At 57.1% G+C, this 24,797-nt stretch carries 13 protein-coding genes and 1 pseudogene; 9 read left to right on the top strand and 5 right to left on the bottom strand.

The features are described 5' to 3' along the window. Positions 1 to 305 precede the first annotated feature (305 nt). The 4 genes from HDF16_RS26630 to HDF16_RS26615 all read left to right on the top strand — a co-directional run bounded on the left by HDF16_RS26630 (position 306) and on the right by HDF16_RS26615 (position 5,369). Positions 306 to 2,009 (top strand): ankyrin repeat domain-containing protein, encoded by a 1,704-nt coding sequence (locus tag HDF16_RS26630; protein WP_184223398.1) that lies wholly within the window; start codon positions 306 to 308, stop codon positions 2,007 to 2,009. A gap of 122 nt (positions 2,010 to 2,131) precedes the next feature. Further along, positions 2,132 to 2,506: a hypothetical protein gene (locus HDF16_RS26625; RefSeq protein WP_184223396.1), complete on the top strand. Its 375-nt coding sequence runs from the start codon at positions 2,132 to 2,134 to the stop codon at positions 2,504 to 2,506. Between the two features lie 376 nt (positions 2,507 to 2,882). Continuing rightward, positions 2,883 to 3,446 carry a hypothetical protein gene (locus tag HDF16_RS26620; RefSeq protein ID WP_184223394.1) on the top strand — a complete coding sequence of 188 codons (564 nt, stop codon included), beginning with the start codon at positions 2,883 to 2,885 and terminating at the stop codon, positions 3,444 to 3,446. 117 nt (positions 3,447 to 3,563) lie between these two features. Next, the gene (locus HDF16_RS26615; protein WP_184223392.1) at positions 3,564 to 5,369 is read left to right on the top strand and encodes a tetratricopeptide repeat protein; all 1,806 of its coding nucleotides are present in this window, start codon (positions 3,564 to 3,566) and stop codon (positions 5,367 to 5,369) included. Positions 5,370 to 5,722: 353 nt separating this feature from the next. Here HDF16_RS26615 and HDF16_RS26610 read toward each other — a convergent pair whose 3' ends face one another. Then, positions 5,723 to 6,319, bottom strand: coding sequence for a helix-turn-helix domain-containing protein (locus tag HDF16_RS26610; protein WP_221313229.1), 597 nt, complete (start codon positions 6,317 to 6,319; stop codon positions 5,723 to 5,725). A 199-nt stretch (positions 6,320 to 6,518) separates the two neighbouring features. Here HDF16_RS26610 and HDF16_RS26605 point away from each other — a divergent pair, with 199 nt between their 5' ends. The 3 genes and pseudogenes from HDF16_RS26605 (at position 6,519) to HDF16_RS26595 (ending at position 10,750) form a co-directional block, all read left to right on the top strand. Further along, entirely contained in the window at positions 6,519 to 8,579 is a 2,061-nt protein-coding gene (locus HDF16_RS26605; RefSeq protein ID WP_184223388.1) for a phospholipase C, read from the top strand. A 163-nt stretch (positions 8,580 to 8,742) separates the two neighbouring features. After that, positions 8,743 to 9,762, top strand: a complete 1,020-nt coding sequence (locus HDF16_RS26600) for an ABC transporter substrate-binding protein (RefSeq protein WP_184223386.1) — start codon at positions 8,743 to 8,745, stop codon at positions 9,760 to 9,762. A gap of 282 nt (positions 9,763 to 10,044) precedes the next feature. Continuing rightward, positions 10,045 to 10,750: pseudogene (locus HDF16_RS26595) on the top strand (IS6 family transposase). Positions 10,751 to 10,818: 68 nt separating this feature from the next. Here the strand turns inward: HDF16_RS26595 and HDF16_RS26590 are convergent. Continuing rightward, positions 10,819 to 12,993 (bottom strand): PD40 domain-containing protein, encoded by a 2,175-nt coding sequence (locus tag HDF16_RS26590; RefSeq protein ID WP_184223384.1) that lies wholly within the window; start codon positions 12,991 to 12,993, stop codon positions 10,819 to 10,821. Positions 12,994 to 13,378: 385 nt separating this feature from the next. Here HDF16_RS26590 and HDF16_RS26585 point away from each other — a divergent pair, with 385 nt between their 5' ends. Beyond that, complete coding sequence (locus tag HDF16_RS26585; protein WP_184223382.1) at positions 13,379 to 16,747, top strand: TonB-dependent receptor; 3,369 nt, start codon at positions 13,379 to 13,381, stop codon at positions 16,745 to 16,747. 89 nt (positions 16,748 to 16,836) lie between these two features. After that, positions 16,837 to 18,126: a ComEC/Rec2 family competence protein gene (locus HDF16_RS26580; protein ID WP_221313228.1), complete on the top strand. Its 1,290-nt coding sequence runs from the start codon at positions 16,837 to 16,839 to the stop codon at positions 18,124 to 18,126. 677 nt (positions 18,127 to 18,803) lie between these two features. Here the strand turns inward: HDF16_RS26580 and HDF16_RS26575 are convergent. The 3 genes from HDF16_RS26575 to HDF16_RS32225 form a co-directional block, all read right to left on the bottom strand. Next, a complete protein-coding gene (locus HDF16_RS26575; RefSeq protein WP_184223378.1) occupies positions 18,804 to 21,836 on the bottom strand; it encodes a PD40 domain-containing protein in 3,033 nt (1,010 codons plus the stop codon). 251 nt (positions 21,837 to 22,087) lie between these two features. Next, entirely contained in the window at positions 22,088 to 23,533 is a 1,446-nt protein-coding gene (locus HDF16_RS26570; RefSeq protein WP_184223376.1) for a heavy metal sensor histidine kinase, read from the bottom strand. Continuing rightward, positions 23,530 to 24,753, bottom strand: a complete 1,224-nt coding sequence (locus HDF16_RS32225; protein ID WP_432432293.1) for a heavy metal response regulator transcription factor — start codon at positions 24,751 to 24,753, stop codon at positions 23,530 to 23,532. The genes HDF16_RS26570 and HDF16_RS32225 overlap by 4 nt, the downstream gene beginning before the upstream one ends. Positions 24,754 to 24,797 lie beyond the last annotated feature (44 nt).

The following is a 24,797-nucleotide window of genomic DNA, read 5'->3' as shown; positions in this document are numbered from 1 at the left end:
GGCACGACCAATCTCTTGGAGAGACTCGCCCAACTTCCAACGCCTCCAGATGTCAGCCTTCTGCTCAGCAGAAAGCCCATGCTGCCTTCCTTGTCTCATACACACCACCTCTGAGAATGATCTAAATCAGATGATGTTGCATCGACCGGTTGAGATCGCCGTTGTTTTCGGCAATCTCGCGCCGCAGACCAACGGATCGTCTATCCGCCGCTTTCGCGCATGATAATGCGCATTATCATGCGTAGTACGAACGGTCTCATTACAACTCTTTTGCTTTATCTCGATCCACCGTGTAAGAGAATCAGATGGCCTCTCACGCACTACATCATGCCGTCAAAAATGGAGACTTGCGCGGCGTCAGCGAGCTTCTGAAAGATCCTTCTTTAGCGACAGGCATAAACGAAGCCGACAATGAGGGGTGGACGCCGCTGATGTACGCCGTGGCCTACCCCGAAGCGGACGTAGAACTATTGCGTACATTGATTCGTCATGGCGCAACCATCGATCAGACCAGCGTGTCGTATGCGCTCAGCGATCTGCAAAAGCTGACCGAGTTGATAGATGGCGGAGCGAACATCCGCTATAAAAAGGAGCATGGTTATGACGCCCTGATCAATGCGGCATACGGCGATGATGTCCTTAACAATCCGCAATTGCTGGACATTTTGAACTTACTCATCGCGAACGGTGTGTCGCTCACGGGTATGACCAGCTACGGTGAGTCTTGTGTACGAGTCTTGTCTCGCATTGGCCGGTTTGATGCCGTTCGGCTGCTGCTGAGAGCGGGAGCCAACCCTGAAGACGTTAAACTCACTCCCCTCATCGAAGCAGTTGCGTTCGGGACTCTCACTGACATAGAGGCTTTGGTTCAAAGCGGAATGGCACTGGAGACTCGTGATCACTGGGAACGAACACCTTGGCTCTTCGCAATTCAGACAGGTGATATAGGCAAGGCACAATTTCTACTCGAACACGGCGTGGACAAGAACGCGAGGGGCCGCTGTGGGAAGCCTCCCATGTTTTACGCCATCGAGAATGGCCATGCGCCAATGGTCAAATGGCTGCTCGAAATCGGAATCGATATCGAACAAGCCGATGATTTTGGCAACACTGCGCTGAGGTTTGCCGTTGAGCACTGCAACGAAGAGATTGTCTCGATTCTCGTGAACGCTGGAGCAAACGTAGATCGACAAATCAAAACAGGGACTGCACTAGGTGACGCAAGTACGCGGAACATCGTCATGAAGCTTCTAGAAGCTGGTGCCGACCCGAAAGAGCTTAGCAGCGACGGACGGCGGGCTATTCTGGGATTTTCGACGGACACCGAAATGGAGTTGCTAAAGCCTTCGCAGAGTGACCTCGACTCTTATCGCTTTAGATGCTTCGGCAAGCACAACCCGGAAGTCATGAACAATTCGTTCTGGGAGGGGATGATTCGCTCGGGGGCCAGTGCGCATGAGGCGAGAGAGGCGCTTGGAATCGAAGAGAAATTTTACGGGAGATACACAGAGGTCTGGTGCGCTCAAAGGTTTGGGCAATCCCTTACGTTCCTACCCGACGGTCGTATATTGCAAATCGCGGGGGAGCACGAAGACCATTACGACCCTGACTTTTGTATTTACAACGACGTATTCGTCCATTCGCCCGACGGGAGCATTGTGATCTATGGCTATCCAGACTCTGTATTCCCGCCTACGGATTTTCACACAGCAACGGCTGTTGGCGACGCAATCTACTTGATTGGGTCATTGGGATATCCCGCCGCACGTCGGCATGGGCTGACGCCTGTCTACCGTCTAGACACAACTACATTTGAGATGGAGCCTCTACAGACGACGGGTGAATGCCCAGGATGGATATATAGACATCGCGCCATAGCATCGCCGACTGGTGCGATACGCGTTTCTGGAGGAGAAATTCTCTCCATACAGGGCGGCGAGGAAGCTCATTCGCATAATGCAAAGGTCTTTGTTCTGGATGTGGAGCGCAAAGTTTGGAGTGTCGAATAGGCGGACTGATCTTATGCGACCGAATGTGACGGGTACCGGCTGAAACGTCCGTTTCAGGAGTAACAAACTGGCCATTTCTGCCTGCAGCCGTTCCGGCTTCATGGTGAAGCTATGATGCTGCTATGCCGAAAGCGGCCAAAGCGGAGGAATCCAGGGATCTTGCCCAAGCGATCCGAGAGGACTCCAGACGAAGGATGTTTACGACAGGAAGTGGCTTCCTGTCTAAGCTTGCTGCTGTCGTCGCTGCTATAGGCCTGCTGGACTTCATATCGTTCCTGGTAGGAGCTTCTTACCTTGGCGGCGACGCCGTAAATGGCAAAATCGACGGAGGCCGGTACTACCTTTATGGGCCCTACCATGGGGGGAAGGCATTCCATGAAGTGAGCCAAGCCGTTTTCGACTACAGCAGGTGGCATGCATACAGCCTGATGATTACCTGGCCTTTGATGATCGTTCTGTGTTTTGCAGCGGAACGCGCTGTAAGGCGCGTGCACTGAGGTACTCGGCTGAAACGGTGGTTTCAGAGAGTACAAGCGTGGCGGATCAACGCTTAAACGGACGTTTCAGAGAGCGCAAGCAGGTAAGGGAAGTGGCCGCAATGGTACAGAACAGATCAAGAGCGCCTAAATGGCACTTTTGGGTTACATCGAGCTTGCCGTAACGTGACTATAGTCACGGTGGTGCCTGACCCATCTCAGGAAGTTTTCTATGCGCTTTCTCCTCAATAGGCGTGGGAAACGGAGCAGCGCGTTATTAACCAGTCCGGGTTCGCTGAAGAGAAACAGCACCCACAATTTCATAGCCTAACGCAGGTACTCGTGATCGGCCTGCTTTAGGCTCATCATGTCGAGCACCTCAACAAACGGAGAGCCAATGTATAAGAAACTGCGAGCACTTGTCTTTGCTGTATCAGTATTGAGTCTTTCGACTGTCGCGAGACATGCATCAGGCCAACTTGCGGCTGCGAGCCAACTCAGCAGCAGCGCTTCACCACAGCAGAAGCTGCCTGTGCGCGACGCAGCTCAGATGGAAGCCGCTGCCTCAGTAACGCCTGTGACTGGAACATTTGTGACCAATTTCACAATCAAGCTCGTTACCCCCGTTCCGTCGGGTTCGGCGGTGCTATGTGTACTTCTAGCAAGCACCACCGAGCACAATAGCAGTACTCTAAACTACCAGATTGAAGAGAGAGGGTCGGGCAAGGCAACCATAAGCGGCACTACTGCCTCCTGCACCGCCTCAATTCCGTACTCATGGACCCTGCAATTGCCTGGCGTTGACAATGTAAATTTGAGCTACCAACTCTATATTGTAAATCCAACTGGGACAAACCAGGCTGCCGAAACCAGGTTCAGCCAGCAATTTGTTGTTGTAGGCGGATATATCTCCGGTGTGCCGAGCGGCACCACGACGTATAATTTAAGTGCCACCTTGTAGCCCCTTTGTCTTGGCTACGGCATATAGTTTTGCCCTAGTTCAGTGAGAAAGCTATTCCCGGGAGTTCGCCCTAAGACCGAGCTCCCGGCTTGTTTCACACGCCCGCGAGAAGTTGAAATGAAAATTCGGCAAGCTGCTCGTCATGCCGCCCTAGGCGATAAGCTCAGCGCTCAGCAAAACTATCGTGAGGCTGTACAACATTACGAGCGGGCGCTGATTATCAACCCAAAGCTTGCAGATACATTACACAACTTAAGCGTCGCCTTTCTCGCTATCGGACGACCAGAAGACGCAATTCCCTGCTCTGAACGAGCAGTTCATCTACGACCAAACATTGCAGAACTTCACTGCCATCTCGGCGATGCGCTGCGGCTCAATGGGCAATTAGAAAAAGCCATCCCTAGCTATCAAGAGGCCTTGAGGCAAAGGCGAGGGTATGTCGCCGCGCTAAACAATCTGGGAGTAACATTCGAGGCATTGGGCAGACTGGATGAGGCAGCGGAACAGTATCGCTACGCTCAGATTTGCAAACCAGATGAAGCGGAGCCATTCAATAATCTTGGAAATGTTCTTTCCGCAAAGAGTTTGTTTGCTGAAGCCATACAGCAATACGAGGCAGCATTAAAGATCCGACCCGATTACGCCGAAGCACATAACAGTCTCGGTGCGGCTTTCGAACAAATGGGGTCACTTCGAGAAGCAGTGTCTCATTACACACAAGCCTTATCGATCAATCCAGGGTTAGCTGAAGCTTTTTATGGTCTTGGGAACACTCTGATTGCGTTCGGAAAAGTGAAAGAAGGGCGCTTATGTTTAGAGAAAGCTATTTCACTCAAGCCCTTATACGCTGCGGCGTACAACAATCTTGGGATTAGCTATTCTCAGTGGGGCGAATTTGATGAAGCGCGCAGGTGCTACGAAAGCACCCTCCGAATAGAGCCACGCTATGCTGAGGCCCGCTCAAATCTTAGTGTGCTCCAGCTGCTTGAGGGCGACTTCAGCACAGGATGGCTAAACTATGAGTATCGCTGGGAGACACCGCTGTTCCATGCGCACAAGCCTATATTTGAGCAACCCATATGGCGTGGCGAACTGTTGAATGGATCACGGATATTACTCCATAGTGAACAAGGGCTCGGCGACAGCATCCAATTCCTCCGCTACATATCTAAGGTTCAAGCAGCGGGCGGTCGCGTTGTTCTAAAGATCCCAGCTACCTTGAGGACTCTCGCCCTCAGTTCATTGACCGGCAATATTGAAGTTGCTGTTCCAGATGAACCGCTTCCTGCTTTTGACTGGCACTGCCCACTCATGAGTCTTCCGTTGGCCTTCGGTACAACGCTTGAGAGCATACCTGCACAGGTTCCGTATTTGTTTGTTCCAGCGATAACACAGGGCACAGACCAACCTCTTGCGAGCAAAACTGAGGATCTTTCTGTTGGGCTTGTCTGGGCGGGAAACCCAGGGCATGCGCGAGATCAGTTTCGGTCCATACCTCTCGCACTGCTCAAACCATTGATGAATATTGAGCATGTCAAGTTCTTCTCTTTGCAATACGGGAAAGCCGCAGACGACCTCACTGTTGCAAATATGCCTATAACTAATCTTGCCCCGTTCATTAAAGACATGGGTGATACTGCCGCCTACATCAACAGTTTGGATCTCGTCATAACCGTCGATACATCGGTCGCTCACTTGGCGGGCGCTCTGGGAAAACCAGTTTGGATCCTTCTGTCAACAAATGTGGATTTTCGATGGCTGCTGGAGCGAGAGGATAGTCCTTGGTATCCAACAGCTCGATTGTTCCGACAGAGTGCACCCCAGGAATGGGAACCAGTGGTTGAGCGAATGGCGTTAGCACTTGGTCAGATCGCTCAAGCGCGGGAGTCTTCGCGTCAAGCGCTGCCATCGCCTGCGCCATGATTGTCGAGGTCCGAGGCCGGGATCTTGAGAAGGCATGACCGTGTACTCGCACATGCGTTGAACGAGCCCGGCTCGATGGCTCTTTCGGAGTCGACCCAATCGTCTGGAGCAGACGAACACCTTTGTGTTGAGCGATTCTCTGTAACCCACGACAACTCCGGTTGTCAGGGGGCATTGCCCGGTCAGCTTAGCCAGCACAAGTCCACTCGCGGTCCATGGTCGTCGGCTTCAACATAAGTCATTGTTATCCCTGGACTTCGTGAGCTGTTGCTTTGCTGGCATGGTTCATGGAACACCGGAGGGATGTTCCAGGTGGAGATATACGGGCGTGTGGTTCGTGTTGAGGGCCGGAGTCAGCGAGCGGTAGCCAGGGAGTTCGGGTTGTCGCGGGAGACGGTACGGAAGATGATGCAGTACGCTTCTCGTCGATGAACAAGATCGAAGCCTTCGCTATAAGCTCTGTTGCCGCGGTGGGCGAGCATAAGCAGCCCTGCCGGCAGGCTTTTTACGATCCGCCGAACCACGGCAGAGCTCGGTTTGTGCTCCCAAAGCGTCTCCGCCATCGCACGCGCTTGCCGATGTATGGAGCTGATCGGAAGCGGTGGCCGCTCGAGAGCAAGGCCCTCGATGGCCTGTATCAACTGTGACGATGCTAGTCTCCGCTGTCCCTGATCGGTCCGGCTTTTACGGGCCAAAGCGGCCAGTCCATCCTTGCGGTATCCACTTGCCCATCTATAGGCGGTTCGATAGGGAATCGATGCATCGGAAGCGATTGCCCGCAGAGTACGGTCTCCTTCCAAGTGCGGTCGAAGCAATTGAAAACGTTGGAGAGCAAGTTCTCGCAATGCTTGCGGAATGGCGGAAAGCTCATCCATTCGGACGAGTGTGCCACTTAATTCGAACAAAAGCTTGCCAAATAATTGGCAAAACGAGAGCATTGGGCTCTTCACGGCCGACCTGCTTGGCTTTGATGCCATCAACACAAAGAGAATAAGTCTTCACACTTCGATCCGAAGAACTTTCTGTTAACAATTTGCGACTAAGACTGGTGAGCGGTCATAACACGTTCGTACTGCGACCTTTCCTCACACATCGCTAACGTTGGACAAACTCACACTCCATCCAGCTTCCGCTACAAGGAGAAATCTTATGAATCACAGTATCTGGACCAAGGCGTGCGCCGCCATGGCCATCAGCGCTCTTCTCCAACCTCAGTTTGGATTGGCCCAGCAGCCACTCACAGCTCGGCCCAACGGCATGGTGGAACTTGCTCCGCGCTCCAGCCCCTCAGTTGCCAGCCACATGGTCAGCCTCGACGCCGTTCCGAGCCTTGACGACGCCACCAAGAAACTCCTCCTCCAGAAGAAGATCAAATATGTGTTTGTCCTCTTCCAGGAGAACCGCTCCTTCGACTTCTATTTCGGCACCTATCCCGGAGCGCACGGGCTCTTCTCGAAGCGACCACAGGACACCCCCGGGTTCAATCAGCCGATCGTACTTACCGATGGCTCCGTCGGCAAGATCTCGCCCTTCAAAATCCCTCAGACCGTCTCGACCATCAGCGGAAGCTCCGTCCTCCTCTACCCGGAAGACGTCGACTCCGTGAACCACGCACACACCGCGATCGACGCCAAGCTCAATCTCGATGCGAACCACGTTGCACACAACGATCGCTACGCCTTCACCGAAGAAGGTCTGAAGGGGACCCTGAGCGCCGACGGCTCCAAGTACACCGGCCCCGCTCCCACTCTCCAGCAGAAGCAGAAAGGCGAACTCGTTATGGGTCACGTCGACTGCGACACCGCTCCCTTCCTCTGGAATTATGCCGACCGCTTCACCCTCTTCGATAACTTCTTCGACACCGTCATAGGACCGTCGACCCCAAACGCCATCGCCATGATCGCCGGCCAGTCAGGCGAGACTCAGTGGATCAAGCATCCCGAGCTAGCCAGCAACGTCAACACCACCGGCGCGCAGCTTCCAGTCACCGCCGACCCCCAGCCCTTCTGGGGTTCCTCGCTCGACTTCCTCACTCCGGCAGGCGAGAAGCAACCCGTCGACAATCCCGGCGGCGTCAGCTCCAACCCGTCCTCCAATCTCACCTTCGCCACTCTTCCCCTCACCTTCATGGGTAAGGACGTACAGATCGCCACCTCCTACGACAACGATCCCACCTTCGATCTCCAGGATGTCCAGCAGGACATCACCAAGATCGCCGGCGATCAGAACGTCCCCGTGTCCTGGAGCTGGTTCCAGGAGGGCTACAACCATGAGCCCACCGACGCCAAAGGCACCATCTCCAACGCGGACTATATCGCCCACCACAATGCTCCACAGTACTTTGGCTACGTAGCCAATAACCCACATGAGTCGAAGCGTCACCTCAAGGGCCTCGGCGACTTCTATACAGCCCTCAAGTACAACGAGCTTCCCTACGGCGGCGTCTTCTACGTCCGCGGCGGCTACGGCAACCTCGACGGCCTGACCCCGCGCTCGCCCAGCCCGGCTGTTGAAGCGGCCTTCAAGGGCAACGACGACCACCCCGGCTACTCCGATACGCAAATCAGCGAATCGCTCCTTGCCGACTCCATCAATGCCATCGCCAGTAGCAAGTACTGGCCCGAAAGCGCCATCATCATCACCTACGATGAGACCGACGGCCTCTTCGACCACACCACCCCCATCGTCCGCAGCTGGGATCCTAACGGCCTCGGTCTCGATCAGGGCCCACGCATCCCAACCATCGTCATCAGCCCATACGCGAAGGCCCACGCCATCTCGCATGAGCCTACCGAACACGGCTCCATCATCAAGTTCATCGACGCGCTCTTCAACCTCGAGCCCCTCGGCGATCTTCCCGATGAAGCTGCCGCCCGCCAGAAAGGGAAGGAGACCCTCAACCAACGGTACCTCGGACCCTCCGACGGAACCGGCGCAAACTCCACGCCCAACGTTGGCAACCTCTTCTCTGCCTTCGACGATGCCCGTCTCACCGGCAGCGCGCCGCCGCTCCCGGCCTCCTACGCCCTGATTCCAGCGGCGCAGGTCACCACACTCCCGCACGTCGGAGCCCAGGGCTGCCGCGCTCTTCAGATCACTCCGACCGACGTCGTCAATGGCACCCTCATCGACCCTGCGCCGGCGGACTTCAACCCCCGCCCAAGCACCAACCCCGGCCTTCCGACTTCCGGGACCTGGCCCACCAACTAATCCCTAACCTTTTCACTTTGTATTGAACCTTGTCATCCTACGGAAGTGCGGATCGCTGTCTCAACGCGATCCGCATAGCCGTAGAATTTGCTTCTACCCTGCAGGAACGCGTTCCGCTCGTTCACTAACCTGTATCGCACTACCGCTCCCCTGATTTGACCCTATGCGCTTTCTCATCGTTCTTCTCCTGATCGCCTCGACCGCCGTCGCCCAAAAGCCCGCCGAATCCACCACACTCGCAAAAGTCCGCGCCGCCAACTCCCTCAACTGCGGCGTCGACTTCGAAGAAGTCGAGTACTCCACCGCCGACGCACACGGCAACCACTCCCGCTTCGATCTCGATCTCTGCAAGGCCGTAGCTGTAGCCGCCCTCGGGCCCGGAGCCCACTTCACCGCCGTCCCCTATCGCGCCGAAGCGGACGCCCTCAACGGGCTCAAAGACGGCGATATTGACGTCCTCGCGACCGCCACACCAAACTTCGTCAACACCTCCAGCGGCCTCTTCGCCTTCTCCCGGCCCGTCCTCTTCGACTTCCAGGGCTTCCTCGTCAACAAGGCCTTCAACATACACTCCGCAAAAGATCTCGCCGGCAAGAAGACCTGCTTCATCGGCGGCACCGAGAGCGAAGACCAGCTCCAGGCCTACATGAAGCGCGAAAACATCAAGTGGCTCCCCTTCTCGTTCCAGGAAGAGGGAGAGATGGAAGCCGCCTTCGTCACCGGTAACTGCGCCGCCATCACCGCCGATGTCACCCAGCTAGGTTTCGAACGCATCGCCTACAAAGGCTTCGCTCAGAAGTGCGAGATCCTTCCCGACGTCATCGCTAACGATCCCCTTGCCCTCACCACCCGCGCAACGGACCCGCGTTGGTCCTCCATCGTCAACTGGACCGCCAGCGCCCTCATCCTAGCTGAGCAGTCCGGCATCACCCAGTCGAACATCATCGCCATGCATAAGTCTTCAGACGACATCCCCACCCAGCGCATCCTAGGCTCCATCAAAGGCTACGGCCAGTTTCTCTCGCTCGACGACACCTGGGCTTACCATGTCATCGAGGCAGTTGGCAACTACGGCGAAATCTTCGAACGAACCCTCGGCACAGCCTCACCCATGCGCCTTGATCGCGGCCCGAATAACCTCTCCACCCATGGTGGCCTGATGCTGGCCGACCCAATCCGCTGATGAATCGACACCACGATGGGCTGGCCACCAATGCCTTAGTAGAAAGCTTGAACGAGACCTTCTGGGCGGAGTGCCTAGACGCCTACTAATTCATGAGCCTGAAGGAGGCAAATCATCTGATCGAAGCCTGGAGGCGCTATTAGAGTGACATTCGTTCTTAGCATCACTCGCGGTCAGGACATCAAGAGAGTTCGCCAGTCAGTACGCAGCTAGCCGCGTAATGGCTGGAACCTATACCGGTCGACGGCATCGTCAACTTAACGTGTGTGAGAAGCTGAAGAGGTGAGCAGCTCTGAGCGGTATCGCCGTCATCGTTTTCCGATCGAAGTAGTGGAGCACTGCGTCTGGCTGTATTTTCGTTTCTCTCTGAGCTATCGCAATATCGAAGAGATGATGGCTGTTCGCGGCGTGCGCGTGACGTATGAGACCGTCCGGGAATGGTGTCAGAAGTTCGGCGTCCTCTATGCTTCGCAGCTTCGAAAGAGTCGGCCTCGCATCGGTTCGAAATGGCATCTGGATGAGGTCTTTGTCAAGATGAACGGCGTTCAGCACTACCTGGCGGGGTGTGGACCAGAACGGTGTCACCATCGACATTCTGGTCCAGCCGAAGCGGGATCGCTGGGCGGCGCTGCGCTTCTTTCGTAGGCTTTTGTGCACGGCGGGAGGTGCTCCGCGCGTCATCATTACGGACAAGCTCCGAAGCTACGCTGCAGCCAAGAGGCGGATCCTGCCCCAGGTAGAACACCGGCAGAGTCGCTATCTGAACAATCGATGCGAGAACTCACATCAGCCTACACGCACACGCGAAAGGTAGATGAAGCGTTTCCAGAGCCCCGAACAGGCACAATGTTTTCTCTCCACCTTCAAATCCATCAACAACGCTTTCCGCTTCCGTCGTCATCTGCTCTCAGCAGCCTGCTATCGACATCGGCTCACGCATGCACTTCAACTCTGGCGCGCTACGGCTCTTGGCGTGGCACTTCCGTAGAACATCGCCTCGCAACAACCTCTTGCCGGATCGAGGATGCACATCGCAACGTTAAGTTGACGATGCCCTTATTCTTCCTTACGAATTTTGATGTCGCTCCTAGTGTGGTCGACCACGGCATACAAAAGCCATCTTCCATCCGGCGAGACCGCAAGGCTTGGCGTACCCGGGGAAAGTAACTGGTCGAGCTTTCCGATGTTCCTCAACCGATGGTCTGCCAAATGGTACGCAAAAACATCGGCAGACGATCCATGGCTTACCGAGTAAAAAAGATCCGCTGATCCAAGGGACCAATCCAGATCCGGACTAGGGCGCATCCCTTCCAACCTGGCTGCATTGCTGCCATCCGTATTGGATGCCCAGAGGTCATGCGTCTCGCAATCGATAAAAAATACCCGGCTCCCATCGAGCGATTCGAGCGATTGCAAAGATCCGGCCGGTGCGATCGGGTGAGTCTCGCCAGTCGCCAGATTTCGCTTCCAAATCCCAGGTCTGCCATCGCGGGTCGAATCAAAGTAGATTGATTTGCCATCCCGCGACCACGACGGTCTTCTCACTTCAAACTCCTCTCGCTGAAACGGCCTTGGCTCCCCTCCAGCAACAGCCATGGTGAAGACTGCTGAATGGCCATTGGGCCGCGCATCGAAGACAATCGTCTTTCCATCCGGCGACCAGCGGATCGTCCCCAGCCAAGGACCGCCAAAATGCGTCAGTTGCCGAAGATTCGTCCCGTCTGCATCGGAAAACCAGATCTCCGGATTGCCGGAACGATCTGAGACAAAAGCGATCGTCTTGCCATCAGGTGAAAAGCTGGGCGAGTGATTCTGGCCTGACGAAGCCAGAAACCGCTCCGTCGTCCCGACCTGCCCGTCGTGAATGCTGGCCCTCCAGATGTTCCAGTTCTCCTCACTTTCGACGAAGGCAATGAAGCCGCCCCTGGGAGACACGTTCGGGTCCGCGATCGACGCCTTGTCCGATGGGATGGGAGTCGACTCTCCACCGCTCTTATCGATCACACGCAGTTCATAGGCTCCGCGCAGCTTCGACGCGAAGACGATCTGCCGTCCCTCGGCGGTCCAGTCCAGACCGCGCACGTCTCGACTGTCGAAGGTCACCCGCTTCAGGTCTCCCCCGTCGCGGCCCATCGTATAAATGTCCCCTACCCAATGGCTGAGATAGCGTACGAACGCAATCGTCTTACCATCTGGAGAGACGCGAGAGTAGCAGTCCTGGTCCTCTCCAGGGGGAGACGTGATGACTTTCTCCTCTCCGGTTGTACTGGATATGGATACGAGACCATATCCTTTATCCCGGCTCAGGGAATCGGTGAGAACGATCTCCTTGCCGTCAGGAGTCCACGAAGGGCTTTGGCATCCGGAGAATTGGTTCACCGACGACCACAGGGCGAGCGGATCCCGCATGCGCCGAAGGATTCGTTCTGCTCCTCCGGAGAGATTCTTCACGACCAGGTCCGTCTCTGCTTCGGACTTTCGTAAGAACGCGATCCGCCTCCCATCGGGAGACCAAAGGGGATGCAGGTCCGGGGTTGCGCCGTCCGTCAGTCGTACGGGTGTGCCGCCCTCGACCGATTTAATGTAGATGTTGAAATGAGTTCCGTCTCCGTTCCAAACGAAGGCGACTTTGCTTCCATCCGGCGAGATCGACGGGCTGAATTGCTGACCAACCTCCGTGGAGAACGGAACGATCTCAAAGTTTTCACTCTTCGCCTGTACCGCTCGCCGATGCCGCAGGCTGAACACAACGACGGAAGTCACCAGAACAACCATCAAAGCCCCGAGCAGAAGCGACGTCCGCCATCCGAGGAACGACCGCCGTTGCATCGGTGGCACCGCCGCCTGAGGCAAAACTTCATCCTCCATCCTGACAGGCCGATCGGGTTCACGCTTCGGTCGCAGGTCGAGGAACTCGACCGTATACCCTCCCTTGGGCATGGTGATGCGGACCGTCTCGTCCGGGCTGGCGGTCTCCGCATAGGCGTCGAGCTTTGCTCTCAGACGACGTGCCTCGCTTCGAACGATGTTATCCAGCTTGGGGTCCCAGTCGTCCGGACGATCGAAGACCTCGATGCCTATCTGCCGCTCCCGAAGCGCCGCTGTATCCCTGGCAAGGGTCTTCTCAACCACAAACCGCAGGAAGCGCGTCATGCGGTCGGTGCGTGCAAACTCTGGGCCGGCGGCCAGACGTTCGAGCTGCGCTCGAATTTTATCGTGATTGAGATTCATCGCAGATGCCTTTAGGGAGCCAGACCTTCTTTCGATCAGGCATTCGGGGGACACCCACTTCAAATCTATTACGGCTGATGAGCAGGATGATTCCAACTATTCGACCGTGGCGCACATTCACCTTCATTTAACAACCCTCCCTGCATACACGAAGCCTTCTCACAAGGCCTTTACTATGAGTTCGATACATCAAGGTGGAAGAAACTTCTCACCTCGAATACGGGCATGTTTCACACCCTTTCGCCCACTTGTTCCACCCTTCCGATTTCTGGAAAGTGAGTTCACGTCCCGGGGTTGCCAGATCCGGCCTTTTGTTTGAAAAGGCATTTCGGAAGAGTTCTGCCGCCAGGGCGATACAGATTCGCACTTTCAAGGAGAGCTTGTCATGAAGATGGATATGCGGAAGATAGACATTGTAGCCCTTGCAGTTGCGATCCTCTTTGGAGGCCACGCGGCGCTAGCTCAGGTGCTGTACGGCACGATCGTAGGAAGTGTCGTCGACCCAGCTGGAAGAGTCGTGCCGGCGGCAAGCGTCATGGCCACCGAGGTCCAGACAGGCATTCAACACCAGGAGAAGACCAACGGCGCGGGAGAGTTCAGCCTGCGCAATCTCCAACCCGGTACCTACATCATCACCACCCATGCGGAGGGATTTCCGGACCTCAAGACCGCGGGCTTCGTCGTAGGCGCGAACCTGATCGTACGGGCCGACCAGCAACTCTCCCTTGCCAGCGCGAAGGAGACCGTCGAAGTCACAGCCTCGACCGCCGAAATGCAGACCGACAGCGGATCGATCCACGGCGAACTCTCTTCTGAAGAGCTGACTAACGTCCCCATCGGGGGGTTCAATAACTATCAGAGTCTTCTGAGCCTGCTTCCAGGTGCCACTCCCTCACGATTCCAGAACGCGGTGATGGACACGCCCTCCCGATCGCTCACCACGAACATCAACGGGGGATCCCGCAACGGCAATGCAACTCTCATAGACGGTGCCGCGATCCAACAGGTCTATCTTCCCCATCACACTCTCTACAACCCGCCTACAGAAGACATCCAGTCAGTCGACATCGTGACCAACAGCTTTACTGCGGAGCAGGGAATCGCCGCCGGCGCAGTTGTGACCGTCCTCACCAAATCGGGTACCAATCAGTTTCATGGCGGCCTCTGGGAGGAGCACACCAACTCCTCCTTCGCAGCGCGTAACTATTTCTACAACAAGACATACTTCGCTGCTGCTGGCGACTCCGTCCCCAAGAACATTCTGAACCAGTTCGGCGGGAACATCGGAGGCCCCATTCTGAAGAACAGGCTCTTCTTCTTCTCCGGCTTCGAAGGTCTATCGCAGCGGCAGCTCTATCCGACCCTGATCTCCCTCCCCACAGACGCAGAGAGAGCGGGAGACTTTACCGGTCTGGCAACGCTCTACGATCCCGCCACAGGAAACGCCGACGGAACGGGACGCAGGACCTTTGCCAGTGAGAACGCCGATGGAAAGAATGCGATCGAAAATGGCATCAGTCCCGCCGCGCTGAAGGTGCTGGCCCTTATCCCGCACGCAAACCTCCCCGGCACGTCGAATAACTACTCGATCGCCGGAACCTACAGCCTTGACCGCTTCAGCTTCGACGAAAAAGTGAACTGGCAGGTCGATCCAAAGTCCTCCGCATTCGGCAAGTTGAGCTATCTCTCCGCCGACGTTAAATCGCCCAGCACCCTTGGAACCGGTGGCGGCACAGGCCTGAGTCCAGGAGGAAGCAACTCGGGTTCCGGCTATAGTGAGACGCGGATCTTTGTGGGAGGTGTCGGCTACACCAGGACGATCACGAGCAAACTGCTCTTCGATGCCAACTTCGGCGTCGGCCACAATCAGCTCAACTGGTTCGAGAACGATTATGCCTCAAATCTGGGACCTGGCCTTGGCATACCCGGCACCAACTCGGATGGCAATGGAGCCTATGGTGCTGATCCAAATCAGAAGGGCCTGCCCTCTTTCGCCATCACCGGAAGCGAGACCTTCGGCAATCCGGACGCGTATACGCCGGAGATCAAGCATGACTTCACCTTCACCTACACTGCGAATCTGACCTATTCGCTGGGCCGGCACACTCTTCGATTTGGCACCCAGATCGTTACAAATCGCCTTAATGAATATCAGCCTCAGCGTGGCTTCGGACCGCGTGGCGGTTTTACCTTCACCGGCGGAGCCACCGCTCTGAAGGGTGGCGCATCGTCAAACTTCGCGAATGCCTTTGGACAATTCCTTCTGGGCCTTCCCGATTCCCTGGGCAAGAGCTACCAGTACCTGAACCCGATCACGGGCAACGAAAATCAGATGGGCGTCTACGCCCAGGACCAATGGCAGGCTTCGAAAAAGCTCACCCTCAATTACGGTCTCCGCTGGGAGTACTACCCCATCATGACCCGCGATGGCCGGGGCATCGAACGCTACGACATGACGACTAACAACGTCATCCTGGGAGGCGTTGGCAACCAGCCCGACAACGCCGGTACCACTGCAAGCAAGATGCAGTTTGCTCCACGCTTCGGACTCGCCTACCGCGTGAACGACAAGACGGTCCTACGTGGGGGCTTCGGAATCAGCATCGATCCTTATCCGTTCTCCCGAGCCATGCGCGATCCCTACCCCATTACCATCGCGCAGACCGTCAACGCGAACAACTCCTACGTGGCTGCAGGCAGCTTCGTTACCGGAATCCCCGGCTACTCCACGGTAGCGCCAGCAATTTCAGACGGAGTGGCGCAACTTCCGCTCAGTGCCTACACGAAAACTCTTCTGCCCGGCACATTCCGCCGCGGCTACATCGAATCCTTCAACGTCACCGCCGAGCGTGCGTTGCCCTACGGCTTCGACCTCACGACCAGCTACGTCGGTGCACATACCATCCGGCAGATCTTCTATCTCGAAGCCAACGCAGGACAGACTCCAGGTCTCGGTGCGGCAGGTCAGCCGCTCTTTCCGCTCTTCGGACGCAACGCCGAAACGCAGGTCATCGCACCCGCCGGTGGTGCTCACTACGATGCCCTCCAGATGAATCTCAAACATGCCTTCAAGGGCGGCGTGCTCCTGACCGCCGCTTATACCTTCAGCAAGTCGATGGACCAGACCAGCGACGATGACAGCGTTCCACTCTTCAACGCCGCAGCCTATCAATATCGCAACTACGCAGTGAGCGACTTCGACCGGAAGCAGAACTTCGAAGCGGGATTCACGGCAGAGCTACCCTTCGGCGCCGGGCATCTGTTTCTTCACAACGGAGGCGTAGCCAGCGCCATAGCTGGCGGATGGAACATGAATGGCGTGGTTTCGAAGTTCACCGGGCTACCCTTCACCCCCATTGCATCTGCCACCTCCTTGAACGCCGCATTCAACACGCAGGTTGCGAATCAGATCAACCCCAAGGTCGCCACTTCAGGCGGAATTGGCAAATTTGTGACGTACTTCGATACCACAGCCTTTGCGCCCGTAACCACCGCCACATTCGGCAACGCGGAACGCAATTCCCTGCGTGGCCCAGGGCATACCGATCTCGATCTGGGCATCTCACGGACGTTGCCTATCACGGAGCGAGCCTACCTGGAATTGAGGGGTGAAGGCTTCAACATCACCAACACGCCCTACTTCGCACTGCCCGGAAACAACGTGTCGTCCAGCAGCTTTGGGCGCATCACATCCACCTTCGGAAGTGCAGCAGACTCACGCGTCCTGCGCATCACCGGCAAGCTGAACTTCTAACCCTCTACGCGGTCGGTCGGCGCTCTTCTCTTTGGGAGCGCCGGCTCCACGTCCCATTTGGTCCCATACGCCGAGGAGTGGCGATCCGGATGCCGTCTTACAGCCGTCGAACCTTACTTTCCCTTGCCAGCCGCATGCTAGCGCTCGCACCGCTCTCTCATTTAGAGAAGCTCGCTGCCGCAACCCAACCGGCTCTGAGCCTCGCTCCCTGGAGCCCGGGAACACTGGACATTCATCACATCTCTACCGGTCGGGGCAGCTGCGCCTTCCTCATGTGTCCGGATGGCACCACACTCATGATCGATGCAGGTTCCATCCTGAGTCACATCGAACCGTATCGCGACAAGTTCCTCATCGATCCACGCCCGAATGAATCTCTCCGACCCGGACAGTGGATTGCGCGTTACGTCCAACATTGCCTCGCCGAAGCAAACCGGAACGAGATTGACTACTTCCTGCTCACCCACTTCCATGAAGACCACATGGGTGAGATCGCCCCAGGAAACTTCACGCTTTCTCCGAAGTCACGCTTTGGCAACTACCAGTTAGGAGGAGTTACGGATGTCGCGGAGTTGATTCCGATCAAGACCATCATCGACAGGAACTATCCCTCCTACGACTATCCCTTGCCGCACAACAGCCCGCAGGACAAGAACTATCAGGAGTTCGGACGCTCCTTCATCCAACGCGGAGGCCAAATTGAGCGCATCATTCCCGGCTCGACGAGCCAGATAACGCTAACTCAGGAACAAGCGAAGTTTCCGTCCTTCTCGATCCGCAATCTCGCGGCAAACGGTGAAGTCTGGACAGGAGTTGGCGAAGAGACACGCCACTACTTTCCCCGTCTGGATTCACTCAATGCGAAAGACTACCCGACAGAGAACAAGTGCTCACTCGCAATTCGCCTCAGCTACGGCAAGTTCGATTACTTCTCCGCTGGAGACATGGACCACGAAATCCGATACGGCCACCTGCCCTGGGGAGATATCGAATCGGTCGTTGCAAAAGCCTCAGGACCGGTTGAAGTCGCGGTAGCCGACCATCACGGTTGGGTCGATGCGTGTGGCCCGGAGTGGGTCCAGGCGCTTCGAGCCCAGGTATATGTCATCAACGCCTGGGACTCCGCCCATCCCACCATGACGTCTCTCAACAACATGCTGAGCAAGGAACTCTATCCAGGTCCACGAATGGTCTTCTCGACCGCGATGAAGCCTGAAAGCGTCATCGCTCTTCGCCGCATCGCAGAGATCACAAGCCAGAACGGGCATGTGATCTTCAGGGTTGCACCAAGTGGAGATTCGTTTGAGGTCTTCGTCAAAGATAGTGGGACAGAGAACGGGAAAGTCGTTTCCAGGTTCGGCCCATTTCTTTGCAATTGAACATTGAACGAAGACGGGAAGAGGCCACGGCGCAGGACGGCTCGCTTCGCCAGGGTGTTACCGGAGACGCCACTGTGTCCTGGAATCCGGTACAAGCGGATGCCCTGCGGGTCTCAACTCGTCTCGGCTGGCGCACAGGCAGCACATTACGGCGGAAAAGCGTATTTTTGAAGACCGTTCCAAACCGCCCCGCATACCTCGACGAGTGCATTGGCCTGATACCAACAGTCGAGCGCTGCTGACGGTATGAGTCATGAATAACGCTGATGATGCCCTCGTTATCTCTTCGGCGCTTTGACGACCAGAAGTATTTGGACATCGGAAGTCTCCGACACCAGATCCATTCCGAATGCGCGAGTTAACGCAGCACCAAGACTGATGGCATCGTCGGATTGCGACTCCAGTCTCCGTCTATTGGCCAACTTCAAGATGGCATCGATCAATGAATGAACGAATGACAACCAGAATCTACTTATGCGCCCTTCCAGGAAGCGCCATCTCGAAGACCCTGGTGGCCGCAGACCGAAGTCGATTCTGTGAATGAACGTTACGAGGCCAGCTTGGCTAGTGTCCCGGCGATCGGCGAGACCGGCACAGGCGGTGGGCCTTGAACTTGAGCAGAAAAAATGCCCTCTCTCCAGTTGACCGGAGAGAGGGCTGTTGCGGCGGAACGAGTCTTAGTCGTCTACATCAGTCTTCGCGGTTACCTTGCGGTTGAAGTCGCTTGCTGGGCGAACGGTCTTCTCGCCAGGATAGGGTCTGGCGAAGCCGGTCGTTTCGTACCAAACGAGATGGTTGACGGTGTCCGGATCCTCGGAGTCGGGAAGGTGCTGCTTGCCGGCGAAGACCTGCGCCTTCTTCAGCATCCAGCCAACTCTCAGGGCCTTGACCGCCGGGCTGTCGGGCATAACGGTGTGAGGTTGAAGCGCCGAGACACCAGCCGGGGCCGGTATGGGCTGAACAGGGGTCTGTGTGACACCGAGGTTGAGAGGAACATCGTTCGGTACATGCATCCAGGGCAGGAAGTTCTCGACCGGCGGGTGGTCGGTGAAGATCTCCCGCATGGGTGAGGCCACCAGGTCGAACTGGTTCATCGGCTTCAGACCGAGGATCTGCTCGATGGTGCGAGTCATATTGACTTGCGTGTAGAAGGTGCTGTCCGCGACAGTTCCGGCTCCGGTGCCGTCGGTGTTCACCTGCTGCTTGACGTAGGGGCTGATGACATAACCCGGGCTGCGGTGACCGTCCACGTGGTCGACGCCGTTTTGCGCGTCGTCCTCTTCAACGAAGATCGCCGAGTCTTTCCAGATCGAGCTATGGCTGATGGCGTCTACGAAGCGGCCAAGGGCCAGGTCATTGTCTGCCTGCATGGCGTAAGCGGTCGGAGGGCCGCCGGTGTGGTCAGAGCTGATCCACATGAACTCCAGGTTCGGCACAGTGCCGGCGGCGATGTCACTCTGGAAGTCCTGGTTCCAGACATCGAAGCGGAACTGGTCGGGAATGCCCAGATCGAACTGAGGGTAGTTCTGGACAGTGGACTTCAGCAGGGTAGGCAGCGGGGTGTGCGAAGCAACCGTGTTGATGTTGTAGAGCTGGCTCTCAGCTCCCGTCTCGTAGGCTCGGGTGTCGTTGTAAAAGTCGATCCACTGCGGCTCGTTGGTTGAACCGGTGGGCGTCTTGAAGGTGTTGTACTCAACATACTCGCCGAAGTTCTTGAACGAGACACCCTGCTTCGCAGCCGAATCCCAAAGAAAACCCTTCTTCTGGTAAGCGATCGCGTCGCCGCCGTTCGAGGGATAGTCGCGAAGGAAGTCGGGTGCCTGAATGTCATCGTGGTAGGGCGCCATGGCCTGCACGATCCAGTTGTGACCGTCTGCCGACTGCCGGCTGGGGTCGTAGAAGTTGTCGAAGAGCGGGAAACGCTGTACCAGCGCGTGGGCGTTGGGCGTGACCTTGTAGCCTGCATAGGCTGCGGCCGCCGTGCCGTCACCGAAGACCGCCAGCGTCGGGTCGCCATTGCCGGGGGTGACGTCGCCGAGGATCTGATCGTAGGTCCGGTTCTCACGGATGATCACGAAGATATGCTTGATCTTCGAGGGAGCTCCGATCTTGCGCGGAATTGCGACCGGCTTATCGTCGGCGTCGCCGCCTGAGGCTGCAAAGATGTTCTCTAGCAGGTCCCAGTGGTTGTTCTTCTCAACCTGACTGCTGTATCTCTCCAGCTTCTCGTGGTCCGGTACCGGAATGATGCTGACGGTGCCAAGGTCTTCGTGGGTGTTGAGAGAGTAGACGCCGTAGTGGTTTGCGTACGAATTCTCAGCCGAGCTTGCCGGAGGAGGGACGACGCCGAAACCCGTGGTGCCGATTCCCTTATCGTTTGCGACGATAAGTGTCTGATGGGCCTCGTCGAAGGCAACCGAGCTTGGAGCATAACCGACCGGGATGTAGCCGATGATCGCCTTTTCCGCATAGGGGCGGAGGTCGACTACGGCGATTGCGTTTGCGTTGAAGAGGGCGACATACGCGCGCTCCTTCTCGGTGTCGACGGCGATCGAGTTCGGACCGGCGCCATAGGCGGGCTTGTGATCGTCAGGCACTCCGATTGGCAGGGCGAGATCGATCTTGCGCTCCTCGACGTTATTGTTCGTGTCGATCACGGAGAGGGTGTCGCTGTAGGTGTTGGCGACCAGGAGCTTCTTGCCCCAGAAGGCCATACCGGTCGGATGAAGGCCGGTCTCAATTGAGCCGATCACCTCGAACTTGGCCAGGTCGACCACCGACACGGTGCCGGTTGAGGTTGCCCCGTTCTTGGCAGCAACGACCGGGGTGCCGTTGGAGTACTCCTGGAAGTCGTTCTTGGTAGCAATTCGTCCGGCCTCGTTAGAGACGTACGCTGTCTTGCCATCCGGTGAGAGGATGACGCTCTGCGGTACGTTGCCGACGCGGATCTCCTTGCCCTCGACCGGAGTCGACTGGGTCAGGTCGATCTTTGTCAGCGTGTCGTTGTTATCCAGCACAGCGTATGCGGTCTTGCCATCCTTGGACACCGCGAGGCCGAGCGGATAGGAAGTCGGTGCTCCGTCTCCAAAGAGAGATACAGTCTGACCGCAGGGGATCTCAGCGCTGCCGGTAGTTCCGGAAGGGCTGTTGGGGAAACACTTGACGGTGGTCAGGACGCCGTTGCTGTCGACATCGAGCGGAACGCTGACTTTGACGTAGTTGGAGAGCAGACCCGCCGGGCTTACCGAAGCGACGCCGATGTTGGCAGGACCGTAGTTGCCGTCCTGGCTAAACACCAGATATTTGCCATCAGGAGTGTAACTGATGCCGGCCTCGCTGCCGCCGGCACTCGCCGCGATGGTGAAGGTCTGCAGGACTGCGCCGGTCTTGGTGTTGAAGATGGTGACGGGCTGCGGGACTCCCATCTGAAGAACAGCGGCAGTGTTATTGCCGGTAGGGTTGAGCGCGACGGCCTTTGCGCGAGTCGTGATGCCAAGATAGACCTGGGTGCCGGCGGGGGTGATGATCTGACCATCGCTGACGACCCAAGGCGTTGGAAGGGTTGACGGATAGTCAGGGCCTTGCGATCCGGTTTTGTTCTCTCCTACCTGGTAGGTGGGATACGGCACGGATTGTGCGACTACCGGAACACTGAACCCGACGGCAACCAGGCCGGCGAGCAGACGAGTTCTGGAAATATTTCGAGTCATCGAGATTCTCCTTGGAACTTTGGTGGTGCTTTGATTGCTTTCCTCGCGCAACCGGAGGACTGGCTGCACAGCTTGGCATTGCTTGGGAGGCCAGATACATTACAGCTCGGAAGGCGGCACTAAATCGAGAACCATACCGGCCGGTTTGGCGCCGCACTGGGAACTGATCGCAGAACAGACTCAACAGGAAACCCGCACTAACACTAACGGGGCAGAAATGACGCCAGCATTGCGTCAAGATGACGCTTTCGTCATGACGTTGCATTCCTGTGAATGCGCAGGGTGACTGTCGTCCCAAGGCCTGGCTGGCTGGTGATCTCGGCACTGCCGCCATGCAACGAGACGATGCCCTGGACGATGGCAAGGCCCAGTCCTGTACCGCCTGATGCCTGCGAGCGTGAGGGATCGACGCGAAAGAATCGGTCGAAGACCTTCGGCAATGCCTCCGCCGGAATCCCGGCCCCAGTGTCTCGGACGTCGATGCGAATGATTGCGCCTTCGATGCAGGTTGCCAGCTCCACCGTCCCGCCGGGCGGGGTGTGCACAATCGCATTCGAGATCAGGTTGTCGACCGCCCGCTGCATCAGTATGCGATCCAGTCTGGCAACCACCGGGCCGCCGCCGGCTCTAGTTCGCAGCGATATGCCCGCCTCCAGAGCCGGCGCTTCGTAGTACTCCCGCAGCCCTTCGAGAAGCTCGGTCACGTTCACCTGCTCCCATCGCAGATGAACGAGCGGGCTTTCTGTTCGAGCCAGAAAGAGCAGGTTGCCAATCAGGTCGGACAGCCGTACCGACTCTTCCAGCGAGGACTCCAACACTTCGCGGTATTCGTCGACGGTGCGGGCCCGTGCCAGGGCAACCTCGGCTTCGCCGCGGATGTTGTTTACTGGCGTGCGTAGGTCGTGGGCGATGTCGGCTGAGAAGCGTGAGATGCGTTCAAACGATTCCTGCAGCCGGTCCAGCATCTTGTTGAACGTCCCAGCCAGTGACGACAGTTCAAGCGGGAACCCCTCCGCGTCGATGCGCTCCTTGAGATTAGTCGAGCTGATCCGGCGCGCGGTCGCCGCGATCTCCTCCATCGGTCGAGTCCCGTGGCGCGCGAGGAAGTAGCCCACCACGGGAAACACGGCCGACGTCGCCAACAGGATGGACCAGAACCAAAGCCGGAAACGCGCGAGCAGCTTCTCCTGCTGGGAGACGTCGATCGCAATCTGAATCGTGTCGCTATGGGAGCCGACCGTTCCTACCTGCGCCTGCGCCTTGGCGATGCGAAACGATTGTCCGTGACTTCCTTTCACCGGAATCGTGCGCTCCGGTGTGCCCTGGGTCTCGCGGGCAAATTGCGTCAGGTCAACTTCCTCGGCCATGTCCGGAGTCGTCAGCAGTGGGTCGCCCTTTTCGTCGAGCAAGCGAATATAAAAGTGCTCGTATCGCCGCGCAGCGGATTCGAGCTCGATCTCTTCCCGCAGTCCATCGAGGTCGTCGGGCCGCTCGCGCAGCATCGTACGCAGGACATGTAGCTTGTCCGCAAGGAACTCATCGGTGCTCCGCTCCAATCCCGAGAGCAGCATGAAATAAAGGCTCGCCGCCGCGAGCGAGACAAGGACAAAACCCGCGAGAGCGTACCCTGCCGACAGCCGAAACGCCAGCGATCTCCAGAACCGCGGCGGAGGTGCGAGTCCCTGGCTGGGAGTCACTGGTCGTGCGCCATTACATAGCCGGCACCACGCCGCGTATGGATCAGCTTGACGGGAAATGGATCGTCCACTTTGCTGCGCAGGCGGCGCACGTTTACGTCCACCACATTGGTGTCGCTATCGAAGTTCATGTCCCATACCGACTCCGCGATCAGTGTTCGCGAAAGAACCTCGCCTGGCCTGCGGGCAAACAGCGAGAGCAGCAGAAACTCTTTCGCGGTCAAGTCGAGCCGGTGACCGGCGCGCGTCGCGCGTTGCCGCGGAACGTCGATCTCGAGATCCGCCAGGCGCAGGGTCTCCTGCTGGCCGGAGTGCGGCCGCTGCTGCGCACGTCGCAACAACGACCGCACCCGCGCCAGCAACTCCGAGAAGGCGAAGGGCTTGACCAGGTAATCGTCTGCCCCTAGTTCGAAGCCTTTTACCCGTTCATAGACCGCATCGCGCGCAGTCAGAAACAAGACAGGCAAGACCGAACCCGATTCGCGCATCCGCGCAAGCACATGCCAGCCATCCAGGCGCGGGAGCATCACGTCCAGAATGATCAGGTCGAACTCGCCGCCCTGCGCTTGCTCCAGTCCATCGAGGCCGTCGGTAGCAACCTCAACGAGGAACCCGGCTTCGCAAAGCCCCTTCTTGAGGAACTTCGCTGTCTTGGACTCATCTTCGATAACGAGAACTCTCATCCGCGATTCACCAGTGCTGCTTTGCTTGTGTTCTGCTTCGATATCGGTGCCCGGGCGGCTCCCTTTGTGTCCGGGCGTAGGTAAATGAACGTCTGCTTTTGGCTGCCGGCAGACCGCTCCCGAACTCGCTTGAGTGCGGCTCCATCCTTCGATCAAGCTCCAGGTCTCACTGGATCGAAGGGTGCATCCATCCTCATGCTCTTCGATGCTGACGACGAGCTCGTTGTCCTTCCAGGCAATGGACGTAAGAAACTCATCGTTATCCGCGCCTGTGCTCGTGGATGGCTTGCTGTCGGTGGTGTATTGCTGCTTTGCAACGCGGGGCGCGCCGGAACCGCGAAGGATCGTCGTCTCAACGGCTAACTCGGGATCGCGATGGTCGATCTTGAGCGTAATGTCTCCTTTTCGCGCGGGCTGGCTACGGTCGTCGCTCTGCTTCCAGACTCCGGAGAACGAAGGGAGGCTTTGCGCCGGCAGGGCTTGAGCAGTGAAGACCGCGACCACCAGTAAGAGCACTCTTGCGGTCTCTAAATGCATCCACACATCCAGCCTCTTTCGCGACTTCGGTCCTTGATTCAAGC

Origin of the sequence: Granulicella aggregans (genome assembly GCF_014203275.1) — a bacterium.
Taxonomy (GTDB): Bacteria; Acidobacteriota; Terriglobia; order Terriglobales; family Acidobacteriaceae; genus Edaphobacter.
Note: the sequence above shows the minus strand (reverse complement) of the source record. Positions and strands in the feature narration are given on the sequence as shown.

Excerpts from the sequence above, each read along its gene's own strand:
- HDF16_RS26630 (WP_184223398.1), top strand. The coding sequence starts at position 306 with ATGGCCTCTCACGCACTACATCATGCCGTCAAAAATGGAGACTTGCGC.
- HDF16_RS26625 (WP_184223396.1), top strand. The coding sequence starts at position 2,132 with ATGCCGAAAGCGGCCAAAGCGGAGGAATCCAGGGATCTTGCCCAAGCG.
- HDF16_RS26620 (WP_184223394.1), top strand. The coding sequence starts at position 2,883 with ATGTATAAGAAACTGCGAGCACTTGTCTTTGCTGTATCAGTATTGAGT.
- HDF16_RS26615 (WP_184223392.1), top strand. The coding sequence starts at position 3,564 with ATGAAAATTCGGCAAGCTGCTCGTCATGCCGCCCTAGGCGATAAGCTC.
- HDF16_RS26605 (WP_184223388.1), top strand. The coding sequence starts at position 6,519 with ATGAATCACAGTATCTGGACCAAGGCGTGCGCCGCCATGGCCATCAGC.
- HDF16_RS26600 (WP_184223386.1), top strand. The coding sequence starts at position 8,743 with ATGCGCTTTCTCATCGTTCTTCTCCTGATCGCCTCGACCGCCGTCGCC.
- HDF16_RS26590 (WP_184223384.1), bottom strand. The coding sequence starts at position 12,993 with ATGAATCTCAATCACGATAAAATTCGAGCGCAGCTCGAACGTCTGGCC.
- HDF16_RS26585 (WP_184223382.1), top strand. The coding sequence starts at position 13,379 with ATGAAGATGGATATGCGGAAGATAGACATTGTAGCCCTTGCAGTTGCG.
- HDF16_RS26580 (WP_221313228.1), top strand. The coding sequence starts at position 16,837 with ATGCCGTCTTACAGCCGTCGAACCTTACTTTCCCTTGCCAGCCGCATG.
- HDF16_RS26575 (WP_184223378.1), bottom strand. The coding sequence starts at position 21,836 with ATGACTCGAAATATTTCCAGAACTCGTCTGCTCGCCGGCCTGGTTGCC.
- HDF16_RS32225 (WP_432432293.1), bottom strand. The coding sequence starts at position 24,753 with ATGCATTTAGAGACCGCAAGAGTGCTCTTACTGGTGGTCGCGGTCTTC.